This window comes from Novosphingobium tardum (assembly GCF_042652045.1).
In the GTDB taxonomy this organism is placed as follows: domain Bacteria; phylum Pseudomonadota; class Alphaproteobacteria; order Sphingomonadales; family Sphingomonadaceae; genus Novosphingobium; species Novosphingobium tardum.
The window spans coordinates 778,027-796,011 of record NZ_JBHSDR010000006.1 but is presented as its reverse complement, the minus strand read 5'-3'; the positions used below and the strand labels follow the sequence as shown (position 1 = coordinate 796,011).

Sequence of the window (17,985 nt, the reverse complement as noted above, 5' to 3'; positions counted from 1 at the left end):
GCGTGCCGACCGACCGTTTAAGTGGGCTTCCTGTCCTCGAGCATCGTTTCGCTGTGGGCGTGGCAGTGCCATCCATCGTCCCCACGCACCCAGGTCGAGCAGTCGGCGGCGCGCATCGTCTGGGGTTTGCCCTGGAGCGTCACCTGCTGGGTCACAGTGTAGGCGATGATCGCGACATCCGGAGCAGGAGCCGCCACCTGGACATCGTCGAATTCGTAGGATTCAAGCGTCCATTCGCCTTCCTCGGTCATGCTCGCCATCCTGGTGCGCGGGATCGCCATGACGCCGTTCTTGCCTGAAACGAGGCTCGGGTTGCCCGATAGCGCTGCGGCGCCATGGCCGTCCTTGCGCTTCATGGCGTCCCAATAGGACTTTTCCAGCGCGACGATTTCGTCGTGCGTGGCGGATTGGCGGGTTGTGGCGGCGGTTGCCATGGCAGGCTCCTGTGATCGTCCAGACGATCAATCCGCCAGTGCGCGCGCCGGTTCCGCGCCCTGCCGCACCGGTCGTGCAGCGCGCCGCGCCAGCGTTCAGGCGCCCCGCATCAACTCGCGCACGAAGTCGATCAGGCCGGTCTGGCGCTTGCGCTTCATCCGCTCGGCATGAAGGATTTCGCGCACCTTGATGAAGCATTCCTCCACGTCGTCGTTTACCACCACGTAGTCGTAGCCGTCCCAGTGGCTGATTTCGGCCTGCGCGCGCGCCATGCGGCCGTCGATCACCTCTTCGCTGTCCTGCGCCCGGGCGACGAGCCGGCGGTGCAGTTCCTCAAGGCTGGGCGGCAGGATGAACACAGGGACGACGTCGGCCTTGTCCTTCTGGCTGAGCTGCTGAGTGCCTTGCCAGTCGATATCGAAGAGGAAGTCCTGCCCTTCCTTCAGTCCGGCGCGGATATGGGCCTTGGGCGTGCCGTAGCGGTGCCCGAAAACGCGCGCCCACTCGTAGAACTCGTCGCCTTCGACCATCCGGTCGAATTCGGCGTCGGAGACGAAGTGGTAATCGGTCCCGTCGACCTCGCCCGGGCGGATCGGCCGGGTGGTGGCCGATACCGACAGGCAGATGTCGCTGTCGGCTTCGAGCAGGCGGCGGGCGATGGTGGTTTTTCCCGCGCCCGAAGGCGACGAAAGGATGAACATCAACCCCCGGCGGTGCAGGGTATCGTGCGTTGGGACGGGCGCGGGCATGGCCGCAGATGAAGCATCGGGCGGCGCGCGGTCAAGGCGCGGGCGCGTTATTTCCCCTTGGCTTCCTGCTTCGCGATCGCGTTGTCACCGGCCTTGCGGGCGGCGCGCTTGTCCTGGTTGCGGTCGTAAAGCAGCTTCGCCAGCGAGGCGCCGCCCACGATGATTGCGCCGGGGACCGAGCGGGTGGCGAAACGGGCGACCGCCGTGCTCACCAGTGTCTGGGTCAGGCTCCGGCCCTTCATGATCCGCTTGGCCCTGGTCTTGTCGAACTTGGTGCTCAGCAGCGCGCCTTCGACCGCGTGGCGCATGATCTGTCCGCCGCCGCGCAGGAGCAGGTCGGTCAGGATCAGGTTGGTCATGGGGTTGGGGCTCGGCCCCTCGGCCTTGTCGAGCGCCGCCTTGGTATCGTCGACCGCGACGGCGACCTTCTTGCCGACCTCGGCGCTGCTGTCGGCGACCTTCTCCGACAGAGTGGTCTTGCGCTTTCTGGCCATGGAAACCCCTTGCTTGCCGGCCTCGCTCGGCCGAGCGGAGGCTACTTCTTGCGGCCGAAGTCGACCGTGACGACGTTCGATCCGTCGTCCGCGCCATCAACGCCGTGCGCCTGGCCCTGTTCCTCCGAATCGGGCGAGTCGTTTTCGGCATTCTCGTGCGGTTCGGGCGAGCTGCCGCCCGCCATCGCCTGGAACTGCAGACCGAAATCGACCGCGGGGTCGACGAAAGCGGTGATCGCGGAATAGGGCACGACCAGCTTCGCCGGGATCTGGTTGAAGCTGAGGCTGACGGTGAAGCTGTCCTCGCCCACGCCCAGGTCCCAGAACTTGTTCTGCAGGACGATGGTCATTTCGTCGGGAAACCGTTCGCGCAGATGCGTGGGCACGCTGACGCCCGGTGCCCCGGTCTTGAAGGTGATGTAGAAATGGTGCGCGCCGGGCAGCTCGCCGCCTCCACGCTCGACCTGGGTGAGCACGCGCCCGACGACCGCGCGCAGCGCCTCCTGGACGATCTCGTCGTAGGGGATCAGGCTGTCGGGGGCAGTGTCGCTCATCGCTGAACACCTGACGCTCGGCGGGCCGCGCGTCAAGGTGACTCGCGCGCGATCCGCGCGGATTTGCTTGAGGTGCGCCGCGCGGGGGCTATAGGCGCAAGCCATGCGCAAAGGCCGGATCGCCCGAACCACGTCCGAAACCGACATTCTCGTCGAGCTCGATCTCGACGGCACAGGGACTTACGACGTCTCCACGGGGATCGGCTTTCTCGATCACATGATCGAACAGTTCGCCCGCCATTCGGCGATCGACCTTGTCTGCAAGGTCAAGGGCGACCTTCATGTCGACCAGCACCACACGACCGAGGACAGCGCCATCGCGATCGGTCAGGCGATCACCCAGGCGCTCGGCGACAAGCGCGGCATCACCCGTTACGGCAGCGCCTATTCCCCGATGGACGAGACGCTGGCCCGCGTGGCGCTCGACATCTCGGGCCGGCCCTGGCTGGTATGGAAGGCCGAGTTCACCCAGCCTCGCCTCGGCGAGATGGACACCGAGCTGTTCGAGCACTGGTTCCAGTCGATCGCCCAGGCCGCCGGCATCACGCTCCACATCGAACTGCTCTACGGCCAGAACAACCACCACATCATCGAGGGCATCTTCAAGGGTTTTGCCCGCGCGATGCGCGGCGCGGTGGCGCTCGATGCGGTGAAGGCCGATGCCGTGCCTTCGACCAAGGGCATCCTCGGTGGCTGAAGTCCTCGCGCTGGTGGATTACGGCGCGGGCAACATCCAGTCGGTCCGCAACGCGCTGCTGACCGCGGGGGCCGACAGCGTGACGGTGACCAGCGACCCGGCGGTGGTCCGCGCCGCCGACCGCATTGTGCTGCCCGGTGTCGGCGCCTTTGCCTCGTGCGCCGCGGCACTGCGGGCGGTGCCCAACCTTGTCGAGGCGATGGATGAGCGCGTTCGCGTCGGAGCGGCGCCGTTCCTCGGCATCTGCGTCGGCATGCAGCTTCTCGCCACGCGCGGGGTCGAGCACGGCGAGACGCCGGGCCTTGGCTGGATCGCGGGCGAGGTTCGCGCGATCGAGCGGACCGATCCGGCGATCAAGGTCCCGCACATGGGCTGGAACGACGTCGCCCCGATGCACCACGCCGACGGCGCCGGCCTGATCGAACCGGGCGAGGCCTATTTCCTCCACGGCTACCACTTCGCCGCCGACGAGGGGCGCGAGGTGGCGGCCATGACCGACCACGGCGGCGGGCTCGTCGCCGCGGTGGCGCGCGACACGATCCTGGGGGTCCAGTTCCACCCGGAAAAGAGCCAGGCGTATGGCCTGTCGCTCCTGGCGCGTTTTCTCCAGTGGAAGCCCTGACGCGGGAACGATCGAAGCGGTAATCTCTTGATTGGCGTGAAGGAGATTGCCCCATGGCCGACGCCGATCCCAACCTTGAAGATGCTCACACGCTGCTTGCCCCGCTCAAGGGCCGCAAGGCGGTCATAACCGGCGGCACGACCGGTATCGGCCGCGCCATCGCGGTCCTGCTCGCCAGCGAAGGCGTGGAGATCTTCACTTGCGGGCGCGACGCCGACCATCTCGCCGATGCGTTGGCGCGGATCGAGGAAGTGGGCGGCAAGGGCGACGGGATCGCGCTCGATCTTGCCGACCGCGACGGGGTCGAGCGGTTCTTCGCCGCCGCCGACAAGGCCCTGGGCGCCTACGACATCGCCGTGATCAACGCCGCGGTGCCCGCATCTGGGCTGACCGAGATGAGCGCCGAGGACGTCCGCTATGCGCTCGCCACCGATTTCACCGCCTATGTGATGAGCGCGCACCGCGCCTGCGACGCGCTGAAGGATCGCGGCGACGTGGTCCTCATCGGTTCGATGAGCGCGCACATCCTCGGCCCGCATTCGACCGTCTATGCCGGGATGAAGGCGGGGATCGCCGGTTTTGCCGAGGCGCTCCGCAAGGAGGCGGGCAACCAGGGCATCCGCGTCGCGCTGGTCGAGCCGGGCAAGACCGGCGCCGACTTCCAGTATCCCGACATTCCGGCCGACAAGCAGCGCGAGATGATAAACGCCGACAAGATGCTGCGCGCCGAGGACATTGCGGTAGGGGTCCATTACCTGCTCTCCCAGCCGAGACGCACGGTAATCCAGCAGCTCACGATCGTGCCGCGGGTTGCCGAGGAATGAAGATGGCTGTCGACCAGCTTGTCCTCACCCCGCGTGACATCGACCTCGCCCGCTCGCCGCTCGCCGGGCAGTTCGATGCCGAAACCTATGTCCTGGGCGCGTTCAATCCGGGGATGACGCGGCTGGCGAACGGCAACCTCCTGCTGATGGTCCGCGTCGCCGAGGCGCTGCGCCGGCCCATCCTCGACGGCAAGGTCCACGCAATCCGCCTGGAGGAGCCCGGCCGCTTCGTGCTCGACGGCTGGCCGCTGGAGCTGGCCGACACCGCCGACCCGCGCAAATTCCTGCTCCACGGCGGCGGCTGGAAGGTCATGGCGCTCACCTCGCTATCGTGGCTCCTGCCGGTGGAGGTGACCCCGGACGGGCTCCAGATCGTCGCGATCCATTACGACAAGGCGCTGGCGCCCGAGGGTTCGTGGCAGTGCTACGGGCTGGAGGACGCGCGGATCAGCCGGGTCGAAGGCGGCTACCTGATGACCACCTGCTCGGTCAGCCCCGAGCGGCACTCGACCACGCTCTATTCCTCGGAAAACGCGCTCGACTGGACGTTCGAGGGGATTGTCCTCGATCACCAGAACAAGGACATGCTGATCTTCGAGGGGCTGGTCGGCGGGCAGTACTGGGCCCAGACCAGGCCCCTTGGCGACCTCTACTTCGCCTACCCGCCGGGCAGCGAATGGCGCGCGGGGCCGTCGATCAACCTCGCCACCTCGCCCGACGGGCGCCACTGGAAGCCGTGCCTCGCGCCCGGCATACGCCCTCACGCCGGCACCGCCGCGACCGCGCGGATGGGCGGGGGAACGCCCCCGGTGCTGACCGAAATCGCCGGACAGCGCGGCTGGCTGACGCTGTGGCACGGGGTCGAGCCCAAGGAGATCGTCGGGATCTATCGTACCTACTGGTCGCTGCTCGACCCGGACGATCCGTCGCGCGTGCTGGCGACGAACCGCGAGCCGCTGCTGGAACCCGCGCCCGCGCTGACCGCTCCGCTCGAGGACCTGATGTACTTGCGCGACGTTGTCTTCACGACCGGCATCGCCGACGCCGGCGACCACTTCGTCGTCGCCTCGGGCGAGGCCGACTTGGCCTGCCGGATCACGCATGTTCCCAAGGCGTCTTTCAAGCCTGGCTGACCGCTGCTAGGCGGCGGCGATGATCGTCTTTCCCGCCATCGACCTCAAGGCCGGCCAGGTCGTCCGCCTGGCCGAAGGGGACATGGGCCGCGCCACCGTCTATGGCGACGACCCGGCCGCGCAGGCGCTGCTGTTCGCCGAGGCCGGGGCGCATCACCTCCATGTCGTCGATCTCGACGGCGCGTTCGCGGGCGAAAGCCGCAATCGCGCCGCGGTCGAAGGAATCGTCGCGGCGTTCCCCGGCCACGTCCAGCTCGGCGGCGGCATCCGCACGCCCGAGGCGGTTGCCGGGTGGTTCGATCTCGGCGTCAGCCGGATCGTGATCGGGACCGCCGCGCTGACCGACCCCGATTTCGTGCGCGACATGGCGCGCGAATGGCCTGGCGGTATCGTCGTCGCGGTCGATGCGCGTGACGGGATGGTCGCCACCGCGGGCTGGGCCGACGTGTCCGACGTGCCCATCGCCGACATGGCCCGCCGGTTCGAGGATGCCGGCGTCGCCAGCCTGCTGTTCACCGACATCGGCCGCGACGGCCTGCTCAAGGGCGCGAACATCGATGCGACGCTCGACCTGGCGCGCGCCACTCGCCTGCCGGTGATCGCAAGCGGCGGGGTCAAGGGGCTCGACGATATCCGGATGCTCGCGCTTCACGCGAACGAAGGGATCGAGGGCGTGATCACCGGCCGCGCGCTTTACGACGGTCGGCTCGACCTGGCCGCAGCGCTGGCGATGGCGGCGAAGGCATGACCGTCCGCATCCGCGTGATCCCGTGCCTGGACGTGGCGAACGGCCGCGTGGTCAAGGGCGTGAACTTCGTCGACGTCAAGGACGCGGGCGATCCGGTCGAACAGGCCCGCGCGTATGACGCAGCCGGGGCGGACGAGCTCTGCTTTCTCGACATCACCGCCAGCCACGAGGCGCGCGGCACGCTGCTCGACGTCGTGGCCCGCACCGCAGAGGTCTGCTTCATGCCGCTGACGGTGGGCGGCGGGGTGCGCGCGGTGGAAGATGCGCGCGCGCTGCTGCTGGCGGGCGCCGACAAGGTCGCGGTGAACTCCGCGGCGGTCGCCCGGCCCGAAGTCGTGGCCGAGATTGCCGACCGCTTCGGCAGCCAGTGCGTGGTCGCATCGGTCGATGCGCGCCGGACGGGTGATCGCAAGTGGGAGATCTTCACGCACGGCGGACGCCGCGCCACCGGGATCGACGCGCTCGCCCATGCCCGCAACCTCGCCGCGCTGGGCGCGGGCGAATTGCTCGTCACCTCGATGGACGGTGACGGGACGAAAGCGGGCTACGACCTGGCACTGACCCGCGCGATCGCCGACAGCGTGTCGATCCCGGTAATCGCCAGCGGCGGGGTCGGGACGCTCGACCATCTCGTCGCAGGCGTGCGCGAAGGCCACGCCAGCGCCGTGCTCGCCGCCTCGATCTTCCATTTCGGGACCTACACGATCGCCCAGGCGCATGCCGCGTTGCGCGACGCCGGGTTGCCCGCGCGCGGCTGACGCGCTGCCCAGTGCCGGCGCGAATGTGTCGGCGCGCCTGACATCCCTTGCCGCTTCGCGCCCTCGGTTAACCATCGCCATGCGCCGCCTGGGCGCGTTGCGCCGCGCTGGCACGGGGATTGCGTAAACCTTTCGCGGAAAGGGTTTTACGACAGATGGGACGCGCGCTCTACAGCCTGGCCACGCTTGCCGGCCTCCTCGTGGCGCTCGGCTGGTCCGCGCCCCTGCTTGCCACGACCGGTGCAATCGCCATTCCCGATCTATCGGGTGCCGGCCTGTTCATGCTGGGCCTGGCCGGCCTCGTCATCGGGCGGGAAGGCGCGCGCCGGCGTCCGCCGGACTGACGGCGCAAACCATCCGCCCGGGCGTTCGTCTCCTTGTCGACCGGGCGGCCAGCAAAGGGGGCGTCTTCGCAGCGGACGACGCCCCCTTCGCGAACCTCTCCGGGCATCGTCGCCGGGATTGGTGAAGCGGCCGCCATGGGCTAAGGCCGGCGGCATGACCGGAAGCACCCTGATCGACCGTCTCGAATCCACCATCCGCGCGCGCCGCGGCGCCGATCCCGCGACCAGCTATGTCGCCGCGCTCCATGCGGCCGGCCCGGCAAAAATCGCGCGCAAGCTGGGCGAGGAAGCGATCGAGACCGTCATCGCCGCGCTCGGCGAAAGCGACGCCGCGCTGACCGGCGAGGCCGCCGACCTGCTCTTCCACCTCCTCGTCCTGCTCGATGCGCGGGGCCTTTCCCTGGCCGACGTGCTGGCGGAACTCGAAGTCCGCGAAGGGCTTTCGGGGATCGAGGAAAAAGCCAGCCGGAGCCGTTGATGCCTATCGACCCGACCCAGTCCTACGACGACCAGAACATTTTCGCGAAGATCCTGCGCGGCGAGATTCCCTCGCGCACGGTGTTCGAGAATGAACATGCGCTGGCGTTCCACGACATCGCCCCGCAGGCGCCGTATCACGTCCTCGTGATCCCCAAGGGCGCCTACGTGAGCTGGGACGATTTCTCTGCCCGCGCCGAAGATGCCGAGATCGCCGGGTTCGTGCGCGCGGTGGGCGAGGTGGCGCGCGCCGCGGGCCTCGTCGAGCCGGGCTATCGCCTGCTCGCCAACGTCGGGCACGACGGCCACCAGGAAGTCCCGCACCTTCACGTCCACATCTTTGCCGGGCGCGCGCTCGGCCCGATGCTCGCCCGCCCGATGTAACCGCGCCGCGCAGGCCGTTACGCGCCGCTCCGGCGCACCGTCCGGTCCCGCGCCGCCTTGCCAGCCGAGTCGCGTCACGGCTAAGGACGGGCACCATGACGTCGCCCGCCACCCCGATCCCGTCGCCGCCCAGCGGGCAGTTCGACGGACCGGTGCACCTTTTCCCGGTGCGCGTGTACTTCGAGGACACCGATCTTTCGGGCGTCGTCTATCATGCCAATTACCTGCGTTGGTTCGAGCGCGCCCGCTCCGACATGCTGCGGGTGCTGGGGATCGACCAGCGCGCCGCGCAGGAAGCGGGCGAGGGCGCCTATGCCGTCAGCGAGCTGGAAATCCGCTATCGCGCGCCTGCCCGGCTCGACGATGCGGTGCTGATCCGCAGCCGCACCACCGCGATCGCCGGGGCCTCGTGCCGCATCGCGCAAAGCGCCTGGCGCGGCGAAACCCTGCTTGCGGACGCCGCGGTGCGCGCCGCCTTCGTCACCCCGCAGGGCCGCGCCCGGCGCCAGCCCGAAAGCTGGATCACTGCCTTCAAGTCCGTCCACAAACCGTTGCCTGATAACGAAAGTCCTTCCCTGAAATGAGCGTCCTCGCGACCCTGGCGGTCTCCGCCACCGGCACTCCCACCCGGCTCAATCCGATCCAGTTGTTTCTCGATGCCGACATCGTCGTCCAGGCGGTGATGGCCGGGCTGCTGCTCGCCAGCGTTTGGGTGTGGACGATCATCGTCAGCTTCACCCTGCGCATCGCCCGCGTGCGGCGGCGCTGCGCGTCCTACGAAGCTGCGTTCTGGGAGGCGCAGGACATCGATGCCTTCCAGCGCGCACAGGCCAAGGCCGACATCGCCTCGGCCCACGTCGTCTCGGCCGGGCTGCGCGAATGGCGCCGCTCGACCAATGGGCCGAACATCGACCGCGAGGGCACCCGCCAGAGGCTTGCCCAGGCGATGGAAGGGGCCGTCGCCGACGAGACTGACCGGCTCGCCAACCGGCTCAACTTCCTCGCCACGGTGGGCTCGGTCGCGCCGTTCGTCGGCCTGTTCGGCACCGTGTGGGGGATCATGAACAGCTTCTTCGAGATCGGGGCGCAGCAGAACTCCAGCCTCGCAGTCGTCGCGCCCGGCATTTCCGAGGCGCTCTTCGCCACAGCCATCGGTCTGTTCGCGGCGATCCCGGCGGTCATCGCCTACAACCGCTTCTCGCACCGGGTGAACGCGCTGGAAGGCACGCTCATGCGCTTTGCCGACCGCTTCCACGCCACGCTCAGCCACGAGCTCGAGGCCGCCTGACGATGGCGATGAACCTGTCCTCGGGCGGCGGGCGGCGGCGGCGCGGGCGCGGCGGCCGCGCCCCGATGGCCGAGATCAACGTGACCCCGCTGGTCGACGTGATGCTGGTGCTGCTGATCATCTTCATGGTCACCGCGCCGCTGCTCGTCGCCGGGGTGCCGGTGGACCTGCCCGAAAGCCGCGCCAAGGCGCTGGCCGAAGAGGCCAACGAGGTGACGCTCAGCATCGACGGCCAGGGCCAGGTCTTTATCGATGATGGCCAGGTCGCGACGGGTGAGCTGGCCCAGCGGCTGGAGGATCTGCGCTGCGGCGCGGCCGCCAAGCCGCCGCTCATCACCCTGCGCGCCGACCGCGCGCTCGATTACGGACGGGTCATGGCGGTCATGGGCGAGCTGAACCGTGCCGGGTGCAACGCGGTGTCGTTGGTGACCCAATCGGCCGCCGGCGGCGGTCCGGCGGCGTCAGGGCCGGTCACAGCCGGTTCATCGGGCGGACCATAGCCTCGCCCGCGTCCATGGCCGCCCATACCCTTCCTTCCGCCCGTTTTACGCCCGAAGAGCGCGTCGGCCTGGCAGTGGCGATCGCCGCGCACGTCGGGCTTGTGGCGTGGCTGGCGCTCGCCTCGCTGGGCAAGTCGGTGGCCCCGCCGCCCGAGCGGATGGAAGTGACAATCGCCGACGAGGTGGCGCTTCGGTCGACCTCGCCCGAACCCTCCGCGCAGGCCGCGCCCGACATCGCGCCCACGCTGGGCGAGCCCGCGCCCGAAGCGCAGTCGATGGTCGAGCCGGCGCCGCCCGCACCGATCAGCCCGCCCGCGCCCGCCCCCTTGCCGCGCCCCGCGCCCAGGCCGCAGCCGCGCGCGGTGGCGCCCGCACCGCGCCCTGCCGTGGTGAAACCCTCTCCGCCCAAGCCCGCGGCGGCGCGGCCCGCCGCCAAGGCTCCGGCCGACGAGCGCACCCGCCGCCGTCCCGACGCGCCGGTTGGCGCAAGCCGGATCGGCAACGACTTCCTGAAGGGCATCTCCGGTGGGCAGACGGCGGGCACGTCGCGCAACCCGCCCGCCGCGGCGATCGGGCCGGGGGTCGCCGCATCGCTGTCATCGTCGATCGCGCGCCAGCTCAAGCCCCACTGGAGCGCGCCGCAGGGCGCCGAGGCCGACCAGCTGGTGACGATCCTCGCGTGGGAGCTGAAGCCCGACGGCTCGCTGGCCGGCCGCCCACGCGTGGTCAGCCAGCAGGGCGTGACCGACGCCAACCGGGCGCAGAAGGACCGCCACGCCGAACAGGCGATCAGGGCGGTCCAGCTTGCCGCCCCGTTCGACTTGCCCGACCAGTATTACGCCGCGTGGAAGCGCGTCGCGGCATTCCGTTTCGATAGGAAGCTGTCTCAATGAACCTGCTCAAACTGCTCGTATCCCTGCCAATTCTTGCGTTTGCCTCCGTCGCTGTCGCGCAGCCGGCGCCGCCTCCGCCGTCGAGCGCGCAGCAGGGCGAGGGCGGGCTGACCGGCTCGGTCTCGGACGAGAACGCCTGGCAGGATCTGGGCATCGCGATCCCCGCCTTTGCCACCGACCGCGATGCGGCGACGGCGGCGGGCAACAGCGCGGTTCTGGGCCGCCAGCTGGGCGAGGTGATCACCGCCGACTTGCGCAACAACGGCCTGTTCAAGCCGACCGGCCCCGGTTCGCTTCCCGCCATCGCGTTCGGCGACGTCGCCGCGCCGCAGTGGCCGCAATGGCAGTCGCGCGGGGCCGAGATGCTCGTCCACGGCTATGTCCGGGTGACGGGCGAGGGCAAGCTCACCGTGGGCTGCTACCTTTACGACGTCAGCCTGCGCAGCGAGCTGGCGCGGCAGGGCTACGTGGTGGCGCCGGCCGACTGGCGCCGCGCCGCGCACAAGTGCGCCGACATGGTCTATTCGCGGCTGTCGGGCGAAAGCCCGTTCTTCGACAGCAAGATCGCCTACATCGCGGAGACCGGTCCCAAGAACCATCGCGTGAAGCGCCTGGCGATCATGGATTCGGACGGCGCGAACCATCGCTTCATCACCAACGGACAGGCTACCGCGCTGACCCCGCGCTATTCGCCCGATTACAAATCAATCGTTTACCTCAGCTACCTCAACGGCAATCCGAGGATTTACATCTACGACATCGGCACCGGCCAGCAGCGCCTGGTGACGCAGAGCCGCAACCCGACCTTCGCCCCGCGCTGGTCGCCCGACGGGCGCTGGATCCTCTATTCGATGGCGGTGGCGGGCAACACCGACGTCTATCGCGTCTCTGCCGCGGGCGGCGAGCCGCGCCGGCTGACCGACAGCCCGGGGATCGACGTGGGCGGCAGCTATTCGCCCGACGGCTCGCGGATCGTGTTCGAAAGCGACCGTTCGGGCAGCCAGCAGGTCTATGTGATGAACGCGGACGGTTCGAACCAGCAGCGGATCAGCTTCTTCGGCGGCCGCGCCGCCACTCCGGAATGGAGCCCGCGCGGCGACCAGATCGCCTTCACCCATATCGCCGGCAATTTCCGCATCGCGGTGATGAGCCCCAACGGCAGCGGGATGCGCGACCTGACCGACAGCTGGCAGGACGAAGCGCCCACCTGGTCGCCCAACGGCCGGATCATCCAGTTCTTCCGCACCGCGCGCGGCAGCGGGAAGGCCGGCATCTGGCAGGTCGACCTTACTGGGCGGAACGAGCGCAAGCTTTCCACTCCGGTCGATGCGTCGGACCCGGCCTGGGGCCCGGTCCTGCCCTGAACCCCCGATTCCCCCGCGCCCGGCGCGGATGATTGCACAAAGGAGAAATGCCCATGTCCCGCCTGTCCCTTACCGTGACCGTCCTTGCGATGAGCGCGGCACTTGCCGGATGCGCGCACAAGGCGCCCAAGGAACTTCCGCCCGAACCGGGCACCCCGATCGGCCAGGAATCGAGCTCTTCGGACATGACCAACGCTGCCGTTCCGGGCAGCCAGGCCGACTTCGTGGCCTCGGTCGCGTCGGACACGATCTATTTCGATACCGACCAGTACAACGTCGACAGCGCCGATGGCGCCACGCTGCAGAGCCAGGCGCAGTGGCTCGCCCGCTATCCCGACAAGCGGATCACGGTCGAAGGCCATGCCGACGAGCGCGGCACGCGCGACTACAACATCGCGTTGGGCGAGCGCCGGGCCAATGCGGCCAAGAACTACCTCGTCAGCCTCGGCGTCGCGGCGGCGCGAATCGGCACGGTCAGCTACGGCAAGGAGCGCCCGGTCGCGCTGGGTTCGGACGAGGCGAGCTGGGCGCGCAACCGCCGCGCGGTGACCGTCACCATCCAGTAGGTTCGAGCGCCTTTGCCATCATTAGGCTTTGCGGAACCGACCGCGGCCTCCTAGATCGGGCGGTGCGGCTGCAGCGATGCGGCCGCCCGCCCGAAAACCTTCCGCCCTTCGTGAAAGCCGCCCGTGCCCGCATCCCGCCGTTCCAATGACTGGGGTTTTCCGCGCTGGCGGGGCTACGAGCATGGCCGCGAAGCCGCGACCGTGCGGCTGTGCGATCGCCACGGCTGCGATGCGCGCGGCGACTGCCCCGCGCCCAAATCGCCCAACAGCCCCGATCGCTGGTACTTCTGCGAAAAACACGCGGCCGAATACAACGCCGGGTGGGATTACTTCGAAGGGCTGAGCAAGGAAGAGGCCGCCGCGCGCGAGGCCGAAGAGACGCGTGACGCGTCGGGCTTCAAGGAAGCGGCCCATTATGGCTGGGGCGGCAGCGGAGACGGGAGCCGCAGCCGCGACGAGATGCGCGCGCTCGACCTCCTCGGGCTCGATGCCAGCGCCGATTTCGAGGCGGTGAAGAAGTCCTACCGCACGCGCGCCAAGGAAGTGCACCCCGACCTTAAGCCCGGCGATGCCGAGGCGGCCAAGGCCTTCCAGGCGCTGCAGCTTGCCTACGAGGTGCTCAAGGCGGCTGAGGAAAGGCGCGAGTGGAAGGGCTGAGCTCGGCTCGCCCGCTTCGACCTTGACAAAACGAACCATATAGGTTATATGCTGCCGCGCAACGGGTGCGGTGGGCGGTCAGCGCTTTGCCTCTCGTCCCCCGCGTGACGGCCGGTGCCCGCCTGGCGGCGAGCGCCGCTTTGCCGAAAAGGACATCGGGAGCGGGAGCGCACGGCGCCCGCATCGCGCAGCGGAGCCAGTCCGCAGGACGTGACGGCAAGGGAGCGAGCCCGCCCCGTCACCCCCCGATGCCGCAGGGCCGACCGGACGGTTTCGCAGCGATTCCCCGTCCGGCGTTCGCAACAATGATCGCGCAGCCACGCCCGTATGGCCCGGGCCACCATGCACCGGCCGTCGCCCGTTGCTTTTCCCGGCGTAATCCCGCGCTCGCCCGCGGGCGCGTAGCCGTGCCCCCTGCAGAAGGCGACGGGTCTTCTCAGACCTGCGCCAGCGCCTGCTCGAAGTCGGCGATCAGGTCGTCGGCGTCCTCGACCCCGATCGAGATTCGTACCAGGTTGTCGCTGATCCCCATTTCGGCCTTGCGTCCGTCTGGCACCGACAGGTGGGTCATGCTCGCCGGATGGCTGGCAAGCGTCTCGGTCCCGCCGAGGCTGACCGCCAGCTTGGCGATCCGCAGCGCATCGAGGAAGGCGAAGCTCTCCGCCTCGCCGCCCTTGATGAACAGCGAGAAGGTGCTGCCCGCGCCGGTGCAGTGGCGGTCGTAGATGTCCTGCTGGCGCGGATCGTCGATCATGCCGAGATAGCCGAGCCCGACGACCTTGGGGTGCGCCGCCAGCCAGGCGCAGACCTTGGCCGCGTTCTCGCCCGCGCGGGTCATCCGCAGCTCCACCGTCTCGAGGCTGCGCAGCAGCATCCACGCGGTGTTGGGATCGCAGATCGTGCCCATCGTGTTGCGCAGGCTGCGGATGGGATCCATGAACTTCTTCGCGCCCGACAGGCCCCCGGCGACGAGGTCGGAATGGCCGCCGGCATACTTGGTCAGCGAATAGACCACGATGTCCGCGCCGTGGAGCAGCGGCTGTTGCCACAGCGGCCCGAGGAACGTGTTGTCGATCGCGATCGGCGCGCCGTCGGCGCCCAGCACCGCGTCGCGCGCTTCCTGCACCGCCTCGACATCGACCAGCGCGTTGGTCGGGTTGGCCGGGCTTTCGAGATAGACGAGCGCGACCTTGCCGCCCAGCTTTGCGGCCAGCGCCTTGCCCCGTTCCATCACCGCGTCGAGTTCCTCGCGCGTCGCCCCGGCAGGAAAGTCGACGTAGCCGACCCCGAAGCGCGACAGGGTGCGCGCGATGAAGCCCTCGGTCGCGGCATAGAGCGGGCCCGAATGGACGATCACGTCGCCCTGGCTGCAGAAGGCGAGCAGCAGCGTGGCGATGGCCGACATGCCGCTGGAGAACACCAGCGCGTCCTCCGCCTCGTCCCACACCGCGAGGCGATCCTCGAGGATTTCCTGGTTGGGGCCGTTGAAGCGCGAATAGACGAGGCCCGCGGCATCGTCGGGGCGGCGGCCGGTGAGCTGCTCGAAGTGCCGCTTGCCCGCCGCCGCGCTTTCGAAGGCGAAAGTCGAGGTGAGGAAGATCGGCGGCTTGAGCGCGCCTTCGGACAGCTTGGGATCGTAGCCGTGGCCCATCATCAATGTGGCCGGCTTGAGCTTGCGCCCGCCGAGCTTTTCCACGGCGAGACGCGGCTTGCGGCGCGCGGTGGGGACTGGCGGAGTGGCGGGCTTGTCGGTCATGGCGGTCCTGCTGCTGGCGGCGATTATCGTTTCGCTGCGCTAGGCCCGATTGGTTTCAACTGCAACCGTCACGCGCTCATTCGCGCAGCCGCCTGCGGCAGGCCGCCGCGCGCCAGCCACGCCAGGCCGACCACCAGCGACGAGGCGACGAGCGCCAGGCCCAGCCACGGCAGGACCGCGTCGAACGCGGCGGCGACGGGGCTGGGAGTGTCGCTCACCCGCTCGGCCAGCCAGGCAAGCGCCGCGCCCGCGGCGAGTGTCGCCAGCCCGCGCCGGGCCGCGGGATAGGCGGCAGTCCGCGCGCCGATCAGCAGCGCGGGCAGGAGCAGCGCGACGATGCCGAGCTGGATCAGCTCGATCCCCAGGTTGAAGCCGAGGATGGCGGTCGCGCGCGTCTCGGCGTCGACTCCGAAGCCCGCGATCACCGTCGCGAAGGCAAGCCCGTGGACGAGCCCGAACATCAGCGCGACCAGCGGCTCGCGCCCCGGGAACAGCGGGCGCAGGCCGTGGAGCGAGGAGACGAGCACCGACAGCGCGATCAGCGCTTCGACAGGGGCGGCGGGCAGGTGCGCGTTGAACAGTGCGGCGGCGATCAGGGTCAGGCTGTGGCCCACGGTGAAGGCCGACACCGTCCAGCCCAGCAGGTGAAGCGTGGCGCGCGGGCTGCGCGGCGCGCCCCAGCGCCCGCCGGCGGCGAGCAGCGGCGCAGGCAGGAGCAGCGCGAGAAGGAACAGCAGGTGGTCGTGCCCGCCCAGGATATGCCGCGCGCCCAGCAGGATCGCGCCGCCGAACAGGCCGGCCGTTCCGCTGGTACCGCGATCGATGCGCATCTCGGGTGTTTCGCGGGTGAAGCTGCCGAGCAGTTCGTTGCCCTCGCTCATTCCGCGCACGAGGTCACCGTCGATCGCGGCGAGGGCGAAGTGGCTCGGCGTCTCGCGGATCACGGCGTCCCAGCGCAGCCGCAGCGCCCGGTCGGGCGCGCCCGGCGGGGGGACGAAGCGCAGCGTGGCGAGCATGTCGGGCCCACCCGGCGCGGACACGACGTTTATCCGGGTCACGTCCTTCGCCCACGCCCGTCCGTCGGGCGCGAGCACCGCTGCGTGATCGAGCAGATAGCGGCGCGCCTCGGCCAGCGCGGCGGGCGTGGAGTCCCCCGACTGGCCGGTCGCATAGGCATATTCGCTGGCCGGGATCAGGACCGCCGCCTCGACCGCGCCGGGGGCGAAATGAAGCCGTATCTCGGAGTTGGGGGTGAGGTGCGCTGCAGCCGGCACGGCCAGCAGCGTCGCGACCATCGCGATGAAGAGGGCCAGGAGCCGGCGCCCAGGGCGGCGCTCAATCATGGCCGAACCAGATGAGGCGGGTGCGCGGGTCGGCGGCGCGCGGATTGATCGCCTCGGCCCTGGTGCGCGCAGCAGCGCTCGCCGGGCCGTTGCCCAGCGCGGCCTCGGCCTCGGCCCGCTGCATCAGGCTGCCCGCGCTGGTCCAGCCCTGCGCCTGGGCCCGGTCGAGGCAGGCCAGGGCCTCGGCCGGACGCCCGGCCAGGACCAGCGCGCGGGCGAGGACCACGATTGCGGCGCCATGGGGCCGGGCGGCGACATCGGCGCGGGCCAGCGCCACGGCGCGTTCCGGATTGCCGGCGATCAGCTCGTGCTCTGCAGCGTGCTGGCGCGCCGCCTCGGGAAAGCGGGCCAGCCGCTCCTGCCACAGCTTGCCCGCGCGGTCCGACCATTCGCGGCTTTGCTTGGGCCTGCCTTCCATCCGCAGGAGCAGGGCTAGCGCGTCCATCACCTCGGGCGCCTGCGACTTGCGCGCGACCGCGGCATAGGCGCCGATCGCCTCGGCGGTGCGGCCCGACAGCGCGAGCGCCTGCGCGCCGTGGGCTTCGACCAGCCAGTAACCCGGAAACGTCCGGTCGGCAGCGGCGATCCAGCGCCGGGCTTCGTCCCACGAACCTTCGGCATAGGCGAGCGCAGCGCGCTGCAAGGCGAGCTGCGCCAGCGCCGCCGGGCTCTGCCGCGGACGGAGCAACAGCCGGTTCATCGCCTCGCGCGCGGCGTCGCGGTGGCCGCGGCGCAGGTCCAGCACGGCGCTGCGCAACTCGAGCCCGGCCGATGGAGCCAGCGCCTCGCCCCGGGCATAATGACGCGCGGCCTCGTCCATCTGCCCGCGCTGTAACGCGATGTCGCCGCGCAGCGCTTCGGCATCCGCGCTTTCGCCCGGCTCGGGCGCGGCGAACCGCGCGAACTCGGCGAGGGCGGCCTCGGCAGCGGCCAGGCGGTGGAGCAGCACCGCAAGCTGGGCCTGCGACAGAACGGGGCCGCCGGGGTCCGGCGCGCGCGCGGTCGCATCGTCGAGCAGGCGTTCGGCCTCGGCCAGGTCGGCATAGTCGCCCGTCAGCCGGTGGCGGGAGACCAGCTGGCGGGCGAGGCCTTCTTCGCGCAGCCATTCACCGGGCGCCATCGCAAGGCGCCTGCGCGCCTCGTCCACGCCGCCATCGGCCCGCGCCAGTGCCTCGAAATAATTGCGCGGGCCAAAGCCAGGCGACAGCGCTGCCGGGTCGGCAGACACTGCGGCGCGATGGGCCCGCCAGGCATCGAGCGCCGCTCCGCCGCCGATGACCAGCAGCGCGGCCAGCGCCAGCAAAGCCGCCCAGCGCAACGGGGCGGAAAGGCCCGTCAGGCGGGGAACGGGCGCCGGGTGGGCAAGCGCCATTCAGGCTGCCCCGCCCGTCGCCCCCCG

At 69.9% G+C, this 17,985-nt stretch carries 23 protein-coding genes; 16 read left to right on the top strand and 7 right to left on the bottom strand.

The window, feature by feature from the left end; genetic code table 11:
* Nucleotides 1–17: 17 nt before the first annotated feature.
* The 4 genes from ACFO0A_RS11815 to ACFO0A_RS11800 form a co-directional block, all read right to left on the bottom strand.
* Entirely contained in the window at nt 18–434 is a 417-nt protein-coding gene (locus ACFO0A_RS11815) for a nuclear transport factor 2 family protein (RefSeq protein ID WP_379539205.1), read from the bottom strand.
* Between the two features lie 96 nt (nt 435–530).
* Entirely contained in the window at nt 531–1,184 is a 654-nt protein-coding gene (gene gmk, locus ACFO0A_RS11810) for a guanylate kinase (RefSeq protein ID WP_379539204.1), read from the bottom strand.
* Nucleotides 1,185–1,231: 47 nt separating this feature from the next.
* Complete coding sequence (locus ACFO0A_RS11805) at nt 1,232–1,678, bottom strand: hypothetical protein (protein ID WP_379539203.1); 447 nt, start codon at nt 1,676–1,678, stop codon at nt 1,232–1,234.
* A 41-nt stretch (nt 1,679–1,719) separates the two neighbouring features.
* Nucleotides 1,720–2,232: an SspB family protein gene (locus tag ACFO0A_RS11800; RefSeq protein WP_379539202.1), complete on the bottom strand. Its 513-nt coding sequence runs from the start codon at nt 2,230–2,232 to the stop codon at nt 1,720–1,722.
* Between the two features lie 103 nt (nt 2,233–2,335).
* Between ACFO0A_RS11800 and hisB the strand changes: the two genes are divergently transcribed.
* The 16 genes from hisB to ACFO0A_RS11720 all read left to right on the top strand — a co-directional run bounded on the left by hisB (nt 2,336) and on the right by ACFO0A_RS11720 (nt 13,487).
* Nucleotides 2,336–2,929 carry an imidazoleglycerol-phosphate dehydratase HisB gene (hisB, locus tag ACFO0A_RS11795; protein ID WP_379539201.1) on the top strand — a complete coding sequence of 198 codons (594 nt, stop codon included), beginning with the start codon at nt 2,336–2,338 and terminating at the stop codon, nt 2,927–2,929.
* The gene (gene hisH / locus ACFO0A_RS11790; RefSeq protein ID WP_379539200.1) at nt 2,922–3,551 is read left to right on the top strand and encodes an imidazole glycerol phosphate synthase subunit HisH; all 630 of its coding nucleotides are present in this window, start codon (nt 2,922–2,924) and stop codon (nt 3,549–3,551) included. The genes hisB and hisH overlap by 8 nt, the downstream gene beginning before the upstream one ends.
* A gap of 53 nt (nt 3,552–3,604) precedes the next feature.
* A complete protein-coding gene (locus ACFO0A_RS11785; RefSeq protein ID WP_379539199.1) occupies nt 3,605–4,375 on the top strand; it encodes an SDR family oxidoreductase in 771 nt (256 codons plus the stop codon).
* Nucleotides 4,372–5,508 carry a glycoside hydrolase family 130 protein gene (locus tag ACFO0A_RS11780; RefSeq protein ID WP_379539198.1) on the top strand — a complete coding sequence of 379 codons (1,137 nt, stop codon included), beginning with the start codon at nt 4,372–4,374 and terminating at the stop codon, nt 5,506–5,508. Before ACFO0A_RS11785 ends, ACFO0A_RS11780 begins: the two co-directional genes overlap by 4 nt.
* A gap of 19 nt (nt 5,509–5,527) precedes the next feature.
* Entirely contained in the window at nt 5,528–6,256 is a 729-nt protein-coding gene (hisA, locus tag ACFO0A_RS11775; protein WP_379539197.1) for a 1-(5-phosphoribosyl)-5-[(5-phosphoribosylamino)methylideneamino]imidazole-4-carboxamide isomerase, read from the top strand.
* Nucleotides 6,253–7,014: an imidazole glycerol phosphate synthase subunit HisF gene (hisF, locus tag ACFO0A_RS11770; RefSeq protein ID WP_379539196.1), complete on the top strand. Its 762-nt coding sequence runs from the start codon at nt 6,253–6,255 to the stop codon at nt 7,012–7,014. The genes hisA and hisF overlap by 4 nt, the downstream gene beginning before the upstream one ends.
* A 155-nt stretch (nt 7,015–7,169) precedes the next feature.
* Nucleotides 7,170–7,358: a hypothetical protein gene (locus ACFO0A_RS11765; protein WP_379539195.1), complete on the top strand. Its 189-nt coding sequence runs from the start codon at nt 7,170–7,172 to the stop codon at nt 7,356–7,358.
* Nucleotides 7,359–7,512: 154 nt separating this feature from the next.
* Nucleotides 7,513–7,836, top strand: a complete 324-nt coding sequence (locus ACFO0A_RS11760; protein ID WP_379539194.1) for a phosphoribosyl-ATP diphosphatase — start codon at nt 7,513–7,515, stop codon at nt 7,834–7,836.
* On the top strand, nt 7,836–8,219 hold the full coding sequence (locus tag ACFO0A_RS11755; protein ID WP_379539193.1) for a histidine triad nucleotide-binding protein: 384 nt from the start codon (nt 7,836–7,838) through the stop codon (nt 8,217–8,219). Before ACFO0A_RS11760 ends, ACFO0A_RS11755 begins: the two co-directional genes overlap by 1 nt.
* A 95-nt stretch (nt 8,220–8,314) precedes the next feature.
* Nucleotides 8,315–8,803 (top strand): YbgC/FadM family acyl-CoA thioesterase, encoded by a 489-nt coding sequence (locus tag ACFO0A_RS11750; protein ID WP_379539192.1) that lies wholly within the window; start codon nt 8,315–8,317, stop codon nt 8,801–8,803.
* Nucleotides 8,800–9,507 carry a protein TolQ gene (tolQ, locus tag ACFO0A_RS11745; RefSeq protein WP_379539191.1) on the top strand — a complete coding sequence of 236 codons (708 nt, stop codon included), beginning with the start codon at nt 8,800–8,802 and terminating at the stop codon, nt 9,505–9,507. The genes ACFO0A_RS11750 and tolQ overlap by 4 nt, the downstream gene beginning before the upstream one ends.
* A 2-nt stretch (nt 9,508–9,509) precedes the next feature.
* Entirely contained in the window at nt 9,510–10,007 is a 498-nt protein-coding gene (locus ACFO0A_RS11740) for an ExbD/TolR family protein (protein WP_379539190.1), read from the top strand.
* A gap of 14 nt (nt 10,008–10,021) precedes the next feature.
* A complete protein-coding gene (locus tag ACFO0A_RS11735; protein WP_379539189.1) occupies nt 10,022–10,900 on the top strand; it encodes a hypothetical protein in 879 nt (292 codons plus the stop codon).
* Nucleotides 10,897–12,264 (top strand): Tol-Pal system beta propeller repeat protein TolB, encoded by a 1,368-nt coding sequence (tolB, locus tag ACFO0A_RS11730; RefSeq protein ID WP_379539188.1) that lies wholly within the window; start codon nt 10,897–10,899, stop codon nt 12,262–12,264. The genes ACFO0A_RS11735 and tolB overlap by 4 nt, the downstream gene beginning before the upstream one ends.
* Nucleotides 12,265–12,317: 53 nt before the next feature.
* A complete protein-coding gene (gene pal / locus ACFO0A_RS11725) occupies nt 12,318–12,830 on the top strand; it encodes a peptidoglycan-associated lipoprotein Pal (protein ID WP_379539187.1) in 513 nt (170 codons plus the stop codon).
* A 123-nt stretch (nt 12,831–12,953) separates the two neighbouring features.
* Entirely contained in the window at nt 12,954–13,487 is a 534-nt protein-coding gene (locus ACFO0A_RS11720; protein ID WP_379539186.1) for a J domain-containing protein, read from the top strand.
* 436 nt (nt 13,488–13,923) lie between these two features.
* On the opposite strand, the gene ACFO0A_RS11715 is transcribed toward ACFO0A_RS11720, so the two are convergent.
* The 3 genes from ACFO0A_RS11715 to ACFO0A_RS11705 all read right to left on the bottom strand — a co-directional run bounded on the left by ACFO0A_RS11715 (nt 13,924) and on the right by ACFO0A_RS11705 (nt 17,958).
* Nucleotides 13,924–15,243 carry a cystathionine gamma-synthase family protein gene (locus tag ACFO0A_RS11715; protein WP_379539185.1) on the bottom strand — a complete coding sequence of 440 codons (1,320 nt, stop codon included), beginning with the start codon at nt 15,241–15,243 and terminating at the stop codon, nt 13,924–13,926.
* A 68-nt stretch (nt 15,244–15,311) separates the two neighbouring features.
* The gene (locus ACFO0A_RS11710) at nt 15,312–16,586 is read right to left on the bottom strand and encodes a HupE/UreJ family protein (protein ID WP_379539184.1); all 1,275 of its coding nucleotides are present in this window, start codon (nt 16,584–16,586) and stop codon (nt 15,312–15,314) included.
* The gene (locus ACFO0A_RS11705) at nt 16,579–17,958 is read right to left on the bottom strand and encodes a tetratricopeptide repeat protein (RefSeq protein WP_379539183.1); all 1,380 of its coding nucleotides are present in this window, start codon (nt 17,956–17,958) and stop codon (nt 16,579–16,581) included. The genes ACFO0A_RS11710 and ACFO0A_RS11705 overlap by 8 nt, the downstream gene beginning before the upstream one ends.
* Nucleotides 17,959–17,985 lie beyond the last annotated feature (27 nt).